Source organism: Paenibacillus vandeheii (assembly GCF_030433635.1).
Classification (GTDB): Bacteria; Bacillota; Bacilli; order Paenibacillales; family Paenibacillaceae; genus Paenibacillus; species Paenibacillus vandeheii.
In genome coordinates this window covers 54,240-66,576 of record NZ_JAROCD010000021.1, presented here as the reverse complement: position 1 = coordinate 66,576, position 12,337 = coordinate 54,240, and the positions used below count along the sequence as shown (strand labels likewise).

15 protein-coding genes are annotated in these 12,337 nt (G+C 42.7%); 2 read left to right on the top strand and 13 right to left on the bottom strand.

Annotated elements, in window-relative coordinates; translation table 11 throughout:
* Positions 1-148 precede the first annotated feature (148 nt).
* Complete coding sequence (locus tag P5G61_RS29475) at positions 149-598, top strand: MarR family winged helix-turn-helix transcriptional regulator (RefSeq protein WP_024634202.1); 450 nt, start codon at positions 149-151, stop codon at positions 596-598.
* Positions 599-707: 109 nt separating this feature from the next.
* Here the strand turns inward: P5G61_RS29475 and vcpD are convergent, their stop codons facing one another.
* The 8 genes from vcpD to P5G61_RS29435 are packed head-to-tail and all read right to left on the bottom strand — an operon-like array spanning position 708 to position 7,929.
* Complete coding sequence (gene vcpD, locus P5G61_RS29470) at positions 708-1,115, bottom strand: ArsD-related vicinal cysteine protein VcpD (protein WP_052016867.1); 408 nt, start codon at positions 1,113-1,115, stop codon at positions 708-710.
* Between the two features lie 15 nt (positions 1,116-1,130).
* Entirely contained in the window at positions 1,131-2,246 is a 1,116-nt protein-coding gene (locus P5G61_RS29465; RefSeq protein ID WP_024634200.1) for a GTP-binding protein, read from the bottom strand.
* Between the two features lie 31 nt (positions 2,247-2,277).
* On the bottom strand, positions 2,278-2,991 hold the full coding sequence (locus P5G61_RS29460) for an MIP/aquaporin family protein (protein ID WP_024634199.1): 714 nt from the start codon (positions 2,989-2,991) through the stop codon (positions 2,278-2,280).
* 15 nt (positions 2,992-3,006) lie between these two features.
* Complete coding sequence (gene arsL / locus P5G61_RS29455) at positions 3,007-4,281, bottom strand: arsinothricin biosynthesis radical SAM protein ArsL (RefSeq protein ID WP_024634198.1); 1,275 nt, start codon at positions 4,279-4,281, stop codon at positions 3,007-3,009.
* 36 nt (positions 4,282-4,317) lie between these two features.
* Entirely contained in the window at positions 4,318-5,142 is an 825-nt protein-coding gene (gene arsM, locus P5G61_RS29450; RefSeq protein ID WP_024634197.1) for a putative arsinothricin biosynthesis methyltransferase ArsM, read from the bottom strand.
* Positions 5,135-6,349 carry an MFS transporter gene (locus P5G61_RS29445; RefSeq protein ID WP_024634196.1) on the bottom strand — a complete coding sequence of 405 codons (1,215 nt, stop codon included), beginning with the start codon at positions 6,347-6,349 and terminating at the stop codon, positions 5,135-5,137. Before P5G61_RS29445 ends, arsM begins: the two co-directional genes overlap by 8 nt.
* The gene (locus P5G61_RS29440; RefSeq protein ID WP_052016865.1) at positions 6,346-7,614 is read right to left on the bottom strand and encodes an ATP-grasp domain-containing protein; all 1,269 of its coding nucleotides are present in this window, start codon (positions 7,612-7,614) and stop codon (positions 6,346-6,348) included. The genes P5G61_RS29445 and P5G61_RS29440 overlap by 4 nt, the downstream gene beginning before the upstream one ends.
* Before the next feature lie 12 nt (positions 7,615-7,626).
* Positions 7,627-7,929 carry a carboxymuconolactone decarboxylase family protein gene (locus P5G61_RS29435; protein ID WP_024634194.1) on the bottom strand — a complete coding sequence of 101 codons (303 nt, stop codon included), beginning with the start codon at positions 7,927-7,929 and terminating at the stop codon, positions 7,627-7,629.
* A 383-nt stretch (positions 7,930-8,312) separates the two neighbouring features.
* Between P5G61_RS29435 and P5G61_RS29430 the strand changes: the two genes are divergently transcribed.
* Positions 8,313-8,828, top strand: a complete 516-nt coding sequence (locus P5G61_RS29430; protein WP_024634514.1) for an arsinothricin resistance N-acetyltransferase ArsN1 family A — start codon at positions 8,313-8,315, stop codon at positions 8,826-8,828.
* Between the two features lie 97 nt (positions 8,829-8,925).
* Here P5G61_RS29430 and P5G61_RS29425 read toward each other — a convergent pair whose 3' ends face one another.
* Genes P5G61_RS29425 through arsC form a run of 5 tightly spaced genes read right to left on the bottom strand, consistent with a single transcriptional unit; the run spans position 8,926 to position 12,333 of the window.
* Positions 8,926-9,363, bottom strand: a complete 438-nt coding sequence (locus P5G61_RS29425; RefSeq protein WP_301249749.1) for a protein-tyrosine phosphatase family protein — start codon at positions 9,361-9,363, stop codon at positions 8,926-8,928.
* 27 nt (positions 9,364-9,390) lie between these two features.
* On the bottom strand, positions 9,391-9,672 hold the full coding sequence (locus tag P5G61_RS29420; protein WP_301249748.1) for an iron-sulfur cluster biosynthesis family protein: 282 nt from the start codon (positions 9,670-9,672) through the stop codon (positions 9,391-9,393).
* A gap of 17 nt (positions 9,673-9,689) precedes the next feature.
* Positions 9,690-11,471, bottom strand: coding sequence for an arsenical pump-driving ATPase (gene arsA, locus P5G61_RS29415; RefSeq protein WP_301249747.1), 1,782 nt, complete (start codon positions 11,469-11,471; stop codon positions 9,690-9,692).
* A gap of 19 nt (positions 11,472-11,490) precedes the next feature.
* The gene (gene arsD, locus P5G61_RS29410; RefSeq protein ID WP_024634599.1) at positions 11,491-11,856 is read right to left on the bottom strand and encodes an arsenite efflux transporter metallochaperone ArsD; all 366 of its coding nucleotides are present in this window, start codon (positions 11,854-11,856) and stop codon (positions 11,491-11,493) included.
* Positions 11,857-11,913: 57 nt separating this feature from the next.
* Positions 11,914-12,333, bottom strand: coding sequence for an arsenate reductase (thioredoxin) (gene arsC / locus P5G61_RS29405; protein WP_024634598.1), 420 nt, complete (start codon positions 12,331-12,333; stop codon positions 11,914-11,916).
* Positions 12,334-12,337 lie beyond the last annotated feature (4 nt).

The window sequence follows — 12,337 nt, the reverse complement described above, 5'->3', positions numbered from 1 at the left end:
AAATTCTTATAATGCCTATATATATCTTGAGTTTTATGTAGTCCTATGTGTTATTCTTATCTGCTAATACTTTCAACTAACGAAAATCCAAATATACAATTGTGATTTTGCATGCGTTAAGATATAACTGAAATGAGGTGAATAAAACATGGAAAATGTACGCGAGTTGTTCCAAATCATGACTAGACGGTTTGGTCTGCTCAATAAGAATTGTTGTACCGTGGGAGCTATTGATGTATCGCCGGCTCAAAGTCATATATTGTATGAGGTAGATCGTCAGCACAATCCCTCCATGCAGCAAATTGCCGACACTTTAGGAACAGATATTACAACCTTCAGTAGACAGGTTCAATCCTTGGTGAAGCTTAAATTACTTAACAAAACACCAGATTCTACAGATAGACGTGTATATCTACTCTCACTTACAACCGAAGGGAAGTTTGTTGCAACCACTATTGATCAGCAAATGAGTGCCTATCTAGATGAAATCTTTTCGCATATGAGTGGATTTGAGAAGGAGATGGTGATTAACTCAATTAAACTGTTGAATAAAGCAATGCTTCAATCTGATAACTGTTGTCAACCTGTGAAGGGATAAACACACAATCTAACTCCTCCTACAGTGACAGATTTTTTAAGATATCTATTATCTGGCTTATGTTACATACAACAAAAGACCACCGAGGTCTCTCGGCGGTCTTCATACATTAATGTAGTGTGTATTTGGAACGTAAAGCTTTCTCGAGATGTTCATATTCAACCTGTTCCGCAAAACTCATAAGCTCACCATTAATGACAACGGCAGGTGTAGCAAACTCGATGAGCTTATCTGACTGTATATGTGCAAAACCTCGCTCTTCGAATAGAGATCTTAACTTCCGTTTTGCAAGCGCTCGATCCATAGGTAGGGAATAATCATACACATGAATAGTTAGCTCGTTTTCAAATGTCTCTTTTAATTTCTGCTTAATCTCAGTATATATACTCAAAGAAGCGGAATAGTCAGGCGCAGAGCAACAATCAGCAGCTTCTACCCCGTCTTCATCGCAACAATCAGTTGTTTGCTGACTATTTATATTTGGAAAGAGTTCGATAGAGTTTTTTGTATTCAACATATGTTCCTCCTCACTTTAAGAAGTTACTTTCATCCGATGAGTCGGTTGTGGAGGCAGTGGACTAAAACATTCGTGGTACGTTTGATCCCAAACCGTTCCCAGATTCTGATCAATGGAGGCAATCGCATCCGATACGACTAAGTCCAGAAGTCCCGGTGAAGCTTCAATCCTAATGTTCAGAACGACCCGGTACTGATTACCCATTTGTGAGTAGCTATTGGTGTATATAGGTGCTGCACCTGTTTGAACAACACTTGCTTTGACATAGCCTGTATCATTACCAGCATGTACCTTCAGATGCGCTACGGCCATCTTTTCCCTCAAAAAATGCCCGTTTAATTTACTTAAAAGTCCATCTACCCACTGCTGAGGATCGAATGCTTTTCCATCCGGATGCTTCACGTCACCCAGCATATTCATCCACGCAAGCTTGGCTTCGCCTTCAGCATATACACTGTAATCAATATCCAAAAGTTTGTGACCGCTTGGAATTGTACTATTCCATAAATCGAGTAGAGGGGCTAAGTTAACACCTGTAGTCGCTGAGATCGGCTGTATGATTGAATTCGGATAGCGTTGATGAAGATACGTGACCACTCTATCCATCTCTTCTTCCGTGTATTGATCCAGTTTATTTACAGCAATAATATCTGCCTCGGCCAACTGCTTCTCAAAAATATAACTAACGGATTGAGAAAATAGAAGACGTCCTGCTTCTTCCTCATTTAATTCAGCCAACAATCTAGCCGGATCAACCACAATAGTCAAGGGTACCGTTGTGAACTCGTTAGCATAATTTTGTTTTAAGGGCTGAATGACCGTTGCAGCGAGATCCGTACAACTACCAACGGCTTCACAGATGATATAATCCGGTTTCTTTTCTAAAGTAAGTTGGTTCAAATGTTCATACAAGTCTTCAAACCGACAGCAGAAACATCCCCCTGTTACTTCTTTGGTTTCCAGTCCACTGATTTGTGCGAGTTCCGTATCAATTAATTCTTTCCCTTGATCGTTAGTAATGATGGCGACCTGCTTCCCCTGCTCTTGTAAAACTTTGGCCATTTGTATCATTGTTGTTGTTTTCCCCGCTCCTAGGAAGCCACCTAACAACACCATTTGGACCTTTTTCATATAAACGCTCCTCCTCTTTCATTCAAAATGGTTATTCGTGAAGTATTCTGTAGACATAAGCAGCCGTGATCGCGCCCATGGTTGTCCATACGATATATATCCATAAAAACTCCAAGTGTCCGGAGGCCAAAGCTGGGCCTAAAGATCGTGCAGGGTTCATAGATGCCCCACTTACAGGACCTCCAAACATTGCTTCTAGAGCGACTGTTCCTCCTATAGCGATTCCAGCGAATGATTTTGATGCTTTTGCATGGACAGCAGAACTTAAAATGACCATCATTAAAATAAAGGATAGAATGAATTCCAAAATGGCACTTTGCAACCAGGGCCCTGAAGGAAGCGTTGCCCCCAATCTCCCTACATTACCAAACATAAATAGTAAGGTAAGGCTGGCTGCATAGGCTCCAACACATTGTATGAAAACATAAGAGAAGGCTTCAATCGCTGTGATTTGTCTTGAGAAATAAAAAGCGAGGGTGACTGCCGGGTTAAAGTGAGCACCTGATACATGTCCAAAAGCATATATCAAAGCCATGACCACAAGCCCAAACGTTATAGCTACCCCGATATGTGTTAATGTTTTTGTAGTGGTATCTACTACTACCGCACCTGTGCCGGCAAATACTAAGAAGAAGGTTCCAATAAACTCAGCTATCCATTTTTTTCGGAGATCAAGTAGTAAAGAACTGCGACTGGTTTCAAAGCTCAATAATGGAAAACCATCTTTGACTTCTGTCGCATTCAAATGGTTGTCCCCCTCTTAACATTTTAAACAACAGCGTTTAAAAATACCGTCTTCAGGAACTGTAACGATCTCTTGAAATAGTTCATCCATATCGGGGTTAGGGTGTTTCCATTCGTAATAGAACTCATGTTCAATCAGATCAAGTGTTTGTATAGAGGCTTGTCTCAGTAAAGGGGAGCCCTTATATAGGTACAGTCTTGTTTCATATTGTATGGGGTCAATGATGCTCTTCAGGTCATTATCATCTACAAAAGAGCGGAAAGTCGTTAAATCTTCTGTATTGGTCCAGGGGTTGAACATGATAAAGGTTGGATTGAGTGAAATCTCGATGTGGCGGAGATATGCAATAGCCTGTTCGATATCTTGAATAGAGGTGTCTTTGGCTACGGCATCCAGTACAACTTCCGATGGAAATTCTAACGCGGATGTAATGAACTTAACACCGAGCCCTTTCATTTCAGCTAATGTTTCTTTATTTTCAAGAATATGATCTACTCGGGTAGTGAAGTCGTAAGTGAGATCAGGAAATTCCTCATGTAACTGACGCAATATCTTGATACCGTGGTATTTCGCATTAAAGAAGTCTGCATCAATAAAGGATAAGTGCGTCATCCCCCCTTCGACAAGGTTTCTGACATCCTGTAGTACAATCGATTCAGATACCAGGATGACTTTACCCTCATAGGCAGCATATACCGAGCAATACAGACACTTATGATGACACCCGCGTGCGATTTCAGTGGAGCCCACGATCTGCTCAGAGCCTAATAGTTTGTTGATTTGCTTCTGGGGATACTTGTAGAGCGGCGGAAGCATATGCCGTGTCGGAACGCTTAAATGATCTCTAGACATATACGGATGAATTTCTTTACCCTGCAGAGCATCACGTCCGATGAGAACCCCATCCAGGGTACAATCAGTGTCTCCAGACAGATACTTTGCAAGATTGACCAAAGGTCTCTCCCACTCTCCACAAACGCAGGAATCACTATACTTCCCGGCAAGTCGGCTGGCATTAATAGTTGCATGCTGACCAAAGTACGTAATATGAGCCTTCGGATTAACCTGACGAATGATTTGAGTTAGTTCAGTGGCCGCTTGAACAGCATCAAATAATGGAATGGAAATGGCGATAAGCTCTTGATCCAGAAATCGTCCTTCATCAATTCCTTCGACATAAGTATCAAGCACAGACACATCGAAATCTGCATGTAATAAAGCGGTCAAGGCTGTAGCTACCGTCATCGGTTGATAGCCACCTTCAAAGTTAGAAACCAACAGGACCTTCATGAGCCTTCCTCCCTATCTTTCAAGGTTCTTCTTCGGTTAAACTTTCGTGGCTTTAATCAAGTAATAGCCTACTTTTTCTTCTAAAAAATGATGGGCCTCAGCATGATCCTGCTGAAATTGCAGATATTCATCTTTATACTCTTCACTCGATTCCATCAGCTCACGATATCGTTTGTTTTTGTCATCTGTAAAATTGATAACTTCCAAATCGATATACCCCGCTTCTTCAATTTGGGCAATGTTCTCGCTTAACTGAATACTCCCAGCGCGGCAACCGCTAACCAAGGACAAATCATTCTTGATGGAAGACGGGACGGGTGCATAAGAAACAAAATCCGTGTAGATAAAGGTACCCCCAGGTGCTAACACACGTGTAATTTCCTGGATGGCTTTAATCCGGTCAGGCACCAGATTCAGAACACACTCACTGTATATCAAATCAAACTGGCCATCCATATACGGAAGCGACTGGACATCGGCAACAAAGAAGCCCAACTTTTTACGAAACCCATCTGGAAATTGGGTGCTTTTTTCCCTGGCACGGGCAATCATGTTCTCACTGAAATCTACACCAATAAATTGCTTTCCATCTTCATGTGACTCCACCAAAGAGAGCAGTGTTGTTCCCATGCCACAACCGATATCGAGAATTCGCTGTTTATCTGAAGCAAGAACAAACTCTTTAATACGTTCTGTAGGTCCGGACGGAGAAAATTTATCCGTTCCTTCCGAGTAGTTACCTTCACCTTCAGCTACAGAGTTATAAAAGTCTTTGATTGCTTGCGTTGCTGCATCCAATTCAGCTGGACCAGGCGAGCAGCAGTTTGAAACATTGGAAACTACCAGTTCTTGATTAGACATTTGTTATTTCTCCCTTCGAGATGCTTTGTATTTTTATGGAACGGACATAGGCAGTCCATAATACATAGAAAACAAGAGTGCCTAGAATCCAAAGGAAACCTGAGAAATAGAACGTAGTGTCAATTTGAAAAGTGTCCATTAGAATGCCAGATGTCAGCGGACCCACAATCATTCCCAAGCTTGTCGCAGAACCCAAAAATCCCATCGTCGCCCCCATTCCCGCCTCTCTTCCCAAAACAGTAGACAATGCTGAAGAGGAAGCCAGTGTGACTGCCGAAGTTAGTCCGGTTCCAATCATCAGTAAAGCGATCGTCCAAAGCGAATGCATAGAGGGAAACATCATTAAAAGAATCGTGGTCAACATAGCTGAGATAAGAATTAACTTCATTTTATTAAAACGGTCAACCACCCAACCTAGCGGTACCTGTGTTGCACCTATTATGATGTTGTTTAAGGCAATTAAAAAACCGATCATCAGGGCATTAAGCCCTCTGCTTTGGGCGTACAGGGTGAAGAAGGAAATCATGAACATGGAAAGAACAGCTACAATGACATTGACGGAGGACAATGCTAGAATCCCGGGATGTCTCCAGGGAGATCGTTTCAGATGAGTACGCTCTGAATTGGTTTCGTTAAGATCAGCCACATTGGTTTCTTTCTTCGCCCTTGATGAAGGTAAAGCAAAGACAATAACTAAGGCGATGACCGCAAGGCCGAGTAAGGAGAAAAATGCATTCTGTGTCCCGTACTGAACTGATATATATCCACCGAGAAAGGGACCCAACCCATTTGCCAAGAAAATAGCAGTGTTGTATATCCCCATATACTTGCCTTCTTGCCCTTTAGGGCTAATTTCGCCCATGTAAGCCATAGCCATAGGTAGCATCATGGCTGATGCTACGCCATGAAGTAACCGTGCCCCTAGAAGACCTGCTATACTACTTGCTAGTCCATAACTTAGCGCAATAAAGGGGTAAAGTATGAGGCTATAGATAAGAATGGCTTTAGGTCCTTTTTTATCTGCCAATCTCCCGATCGGTGTACCAATTAAAAGACGAACTACGTAAAATCCGCTGTACAACGTTCCGACCCACAAACCGGTTGCCCCTAAGTTTTTTGCATAAGGAGCAAGTAGTGGTGCTACAATCCCGGTACCTACGACCAATATAAAGACAGATAAACACAGGAAAATAATATTCTTTTTCATATGACACCCATACGTTTATCAGTAGACGAAGGCACCTCTCCATCTTGATCCTTTGTTATGAAAAAATGCATGGCTTCTTTTGCGGTATTCAAGACTTGAGATGCATGCTTACCATCTACACCATGAGCTATCATATAGCCCAAACGATTATAGTTGCTCTTAGTCATCGTTACGTAATCACCATTTTGAACAGAGATCTCAACTTGCTTTATTCCTTCAATTGATTGAGCTGCGTTCTTGTTCAATCGAACATTTCCATCTTGATACGCAAGTAAAAATTGAATTTGGGCTGAATCTGTGATGGGTATGTCCCTAGGAGCACTTGCAAAGGTTCCCCCCGTAACAATATGAAATGCCAACTTACGCAGATCATATCCGGTAACAGCATGAACCAAGTTGTGAATTTGATCTCCGCCCACCCTCGCATTCACCTCGATTACTTTGGGTCCTTGAGGAGAAAGCTTAACTTCAGTGTGGGAGACAATATAATCTACGCCTAGGACCGCCAAAGCCTTAATAACGACCTCTTGAATCAGGGTAGAATCCTGTTCTGATAATAGAGCAGGTACCAAGTGTCCTTCTTCAATTAATGCGGATGTATTTTTAGCGGTAATTGCAATGATATGTGTGGTTCCATTGATCGTACATGACTCAACACTAAATTCAGGTCCTTCGATGTATTCCTCTACGAGAATATGCTTCTCTAAAGGTTGTCCAACCCAGTTTAGAGCATTAGTGCTAATAAGTTCAGCAGCACTCCATGCTTCTTCTAACGTATTACATTTTTGTACCATATGACTGCCCGCATCATTAGAAGGTTTTACGATAACGGGTAACTTCATTTCACTAAGGATGTGTAGTATCTCTGCAGGTGTTTGGATTAAAGCGTATTGGATGGGGGATACCTGGTGTTTGGTTAAATATGCGCGGGTTTGTGCTTTGCTGCGGCAATTTAAAGCGGCCTGTGAAGATAAGTGGAATTGCAGACCCAAGGCCTCGGCTATTTTCGCACCTAGAACGATGCGATATTCATTATTCGTATACACAGCAACAATAGAAAGCCGTTTAGATATTTCGATTGCCTTAGCGATTGCCTCTTCTTCCTGATTCAAATCCATTTCAAAAGGGAAATCTGCAATCATGGCATCTTCAAAAGGTATCTTCGTATTCATGAGAACCACCTTATAGCCTTGTTCCTTTATGAAAAGGATCTCCTCAACATCATCTCGCCGACCAATAAGCAGAACTACAGGACGATTCACCATTTTAATGCCTCCTTATCTGCAACACTCGGATTGGGAACTCTGTGGCAAGATACCTTCTTGAGTGGAGGTTTCATTGAATAATTTCTTTGTTTTGGCTACGGCGATGATACCGGCAACTTGTCCAATTTCTTCGTTCGTAATGAACTCTTGCTTAGCAGAAATAAGTGCCTTCCTCAAATCTTCTTGATCTCCGATGATCATCGCACTTGTTAGTTCAACTAATGCTCGATCTCTGGGTGAGAGGTACTCCGCTCTTAGAGCTTCTTCCACAAAATCAGTATACTTCCGATGTAGCTCAGGCAATAATTGGAGCATTTTAAATTCACCTCACGATAGAATGGTTAGTACATTTATATCAATCTATCCTTATGTAAAGACAGACATGATAACTCACTTATAATAGTTGTTTAACGCAAGTAATTACACGCCTTGTTATATATCACATTTAAATGAATAAGAGACACACATTGAATACACTTCATTATTTATGGCTTAATTCACATTAAAATAAGGATACAAAATACATTTACTTGAATAATTTTCCTTTATTATATTCTGATAATTTGCAAATAGCAACTTTATTTTTCGTTGTTCAACATTAAATTTAAGTGTTGATTTCCAAAAACAGTCATGCTAAAGTCTGTTCATGAATTCATTATTTACTTACAATAGATAGTTAAAAAGTGAGGGATTCTTATATGCAAATGGTATCTATCCGCCAAGCCAAAGTGAACGATTTAAATAGTATATTGGGCATCTACAATCAAGGTATTGAAGATCGAATTGCAACGCTAGAAACGGAAACGAAAGATATGATATACATACAAAAATGGTTTAACCAACATCAAGGGAGACATGTCGCATTGGTAGCAGAGGTATCAGAACAAGTTATTGGATGGGCTTCGTTAAATCCGTACTCGCACCGCTGTGCTTATCACGGTGTCGCTGATTTGTCGATATATATTCATAGAGAGTATCGTGGAAAAGGCATTGGAAATGCGCTCCTTTTAGAGTTGGAAAATGAAGCGAGGAAGCATAACTTTCATAAAATTGTGTTGTTTACCTTTCCCTTTAATAAGGCTGGGCAAGGATTATACCAGAAACTGGGGTATCGAACTGTAGGTTTTTTTGAACAGCAAGGTATTATGGATGGCGAACTTATTGATATTATGATTATGGAAAAACTCATTCACCAAGCTGGAATGCACGGATAAAGGGATGAAAACAACGCTCTTCAGCGACTACTAAAAGAAATGATAAAGGGACGTCGTCATTGTGTATGACAACGTCCCTTTATTAAAAGAAATAATATTAACTATTAGTTGCTTCATACATACTCTTCAGTACATGACGCATTTCAGGCTTGATTGAAATGTCCGGACGTCTCTCCATTGCGAGTTTTTCAGCTTCTTCAACTGTAGTAGCTTCACCCAAGTTCATCAAAAGAGCTGTAGCTACTGTACCCGTACGGTTCCGGCCACCAGCACAGTGAAAGAATACTTTTTTACCTTCCTGAACAGCTTCAGTCACGGCTTGAATAGCGGACTTGATGGATTCTTCCTGATCATTCCCATTTTCAACAATTGGATAATGATGTCGGTGTGCTGAATCAGGAAATCCTTCTTGTGCCTTACCATCATCTCGGAGATCAAATACCTCAGTTACACCTTGCTCCTTGATCGCACTTAGAGCAGCATCTGCTCCCCCAATATATACTTTACCTTTAACCAGTTCATGATAGTTAGACATCGTTATCCTCCTCTTTTCTAATTGTGCTTAACAGCAACTTGAGCCTCCACTAACGACGAGTCCAAGTCCATCAGCAGATTGTTCCACATCCAGGGTAATCGATTCTACGGTAGCTGCAATCTCGGGATCGACAGCTACGCGTATCGCATTGATTTCCTGTACCACATCGTTCTCTGCAGGATCAGCGAGCCCTAGTTGAAAACTGGGTCCACAGCATCCGCCGCCAACCATGGCAAACCGAAGCGTATGCACACCTGCTTCTTTCATCATTGCCTCGATATAGGTTTTAGCACCATCGGTAATCATCATCCTCGGTTGACTCCTCTCTATACTTCACTCGTACTTCCCGCTTCAGTCCAGGTCTTTAAGCTATCATAACCAACTACTTCTCTGGATTCCCATGGTATAATCACGGTGTTTCCATCCGAAGCTTTATGAATCTGCTGAATCCATTCCTGCTCAGCGATGGCCCGTCCGCTAAGAATGGGGTCCATGGTGTCTGTCACGGCAAAACTTTGATTAATGGTCCACCACTTGGTTGGTATACTGGCCCGCTGTAAGTCCTGTTCCAAACGAAAAGCCTCATAATACGGTGTAGCCTCTGCGAGTGTAACAATAACAACACTTGTTTCATTCGGATCACGAAGTCGTGGTAACAAATGCTGAACGGCAGCCGGGATGGCACCTGCTGAACGTGCAATCTCCTTATGGTACTCTTCCGTTGCATCGAGAAGAAGTAACGTGTGCCCTGTTGGAGCCGTATCAATAACCACAATCTCATCGCTGCTTCGTTCAACCAGATTGGCAAATGCACGGAAAACTGCAATTTCTTCAGTACAAGGTGATCTTAAATCTTCTTCCAAGTAAGCCAGACCATCCTCATCCAAAGAATCCTTGTTCTGCTCCAGGACTTCCTGTTTATATCGTTCCAGTTCGACCTTCGGATCGATACAGCTCACGGTGATGTTGTCCGTCTCTTGTTCGAGCACATGACTCAGATGGGAAGCGGGATCGGTTGTGCTCAGATGTACCCGGTGACCTCTCTCTGCCAGACCAACAGCTATAGCTGTTGCGACCGTTGTTTTGCCTACGCCGCCTTTTCCCATGGTGAAAATCACTCGGATACCCTGGTTCTCCATATCATCTACGAGATGTTGCAAAGGGAAAACCAACGAAGAATTTACATTTTTCTCTTGTACCAGCCTAACCTCCGGGGCATCGAAGAAATGACGCAAATGCTCAATGCCAGTGATGTTAAACGGCGCTAGAGGAATTTGATAGATTGGAAGCTGCTGAACAGCTTCAGGAAGTTTCTCCAATGCACGTACCTGTCGACCGTAAAAAGCAGAAGAAACTGTATCCTGCTCGACAACCGAAGAAAGCATCCCGTTCACGATCAATAACTGATTCTGAATACCGATCTCTCCAAGCTCTTGCGATGCCCGCGCAGCTTCCTTCAGCGGCGAATCATCCGGACGAGTCACCAGTACAAGTGTCGTCTCATTGGAATCAGACAAGGTTTGGACGGCATCCTCATATAATGTTTTTTTCGCTTCCAGACCGGCAAGCGGTCCCAGACAGGAAGCGCCATGCGTACTTTCAGATAAAAACCCGCTCCAGGCGGTCGGCAATTGCAACAAACGCAGCGTGTGCCCTGTCGGAGCCGTATCGAACAAGATGTGATCATACTGCTCTCGCAGTTCTTGATTAGTCAGCATGGAACTGAACTCATTAAAGGCAGCTATTTCAACCGTACAGGCTCCAGATAATTGCTCTTCCATCGTGGCGATCACTGTATCTGGAAGCACGCCGCGGTATGGCCCAACCATTTCAGCTTTGTACTCATTAGCGGCGGTTTCAGGATCGAGATTGGCGGCATCCAGATTATTCATTCCAATTACAGGTACGGGGTGATTAGAGAGCTCCATACCAAAAACATCCTGTAGGTTAGAAGCTGGATCGGTGCTCACCAGCAAAACACGCTTCCCCGAATCGGCAAGCGATACGGCTGTTGCACAAGCCGTAGACGTCTTGCCTACGCCCCCTTTTCCGGTAAAAAACAGATAAGGGGTTAACGACATGGATTTCGGTTCAAATCGGTTTAACATGTTGAGAGGACCTTCTTTCCTAAAGCTCGGATTTGGTTTTGACTTCAAGACGTATTCTCGGCTTAGCCACCAGTTCTTCTTCCGTCAAACCGGTCCATTGAACGAATTCTTCGTTGCTTGGATAACCATTTTCCTTTACCACTTGACCATCTACAATGATAATGGGCAGCACTTGAGGACCCTTTTCAGCCAAAAGCTGTCCTACGAGCGGACTTGCCACAAAAGCATCAGGTTCACTGGTTAAGTTATAACGGGATACCTGAAACTGTTTCTTTTGCAAATTATGGACGACAGCAGATACACGAATCAGTTCCGGATCAACACCCGGACCACACACGCCGGAAGAACAACACATGGCAGGATCGTAGATCTCCATTGTTTTCAACGCGAACACCCCTCTCCAAATTAGAAAAGCCGGGAAACATTCTCCCGGCAGTTTGTATTATTTGCCGGTTTCAGCGAACGTTTTAATGCGCTCCCCAATCTGGTCACGAACCCTTTGGAATACAGCCCATTTCTCTTCATCTGTCCCTTGCGCTTTGGCAGGATCATCGAACCCCCAGTGTTCCCGCTTGACATGTTGTGGTGTCATTGGACATTTATCCGCAGCGTCTCCACACAATGTGACTACAAAATCAGCATTGTTCAACAACTCTGAATCAATGATATCGGAAGTTTGAGTTGAAATATCTAGGTCAACTTCTTTCATGGCTTCCACTGCTTTTGGATTCAGACCGTGTGCCTCAATTCCCGCACTATAAATGTTCCAGTCCTCACTTAGATATTTCTTAGCCCAGCCTTCGGCCATTTGGCTCCGGCAAGAGTTGCCAGTGCATAGGAAGTACAGTGTTTTTTTACTCATGTTC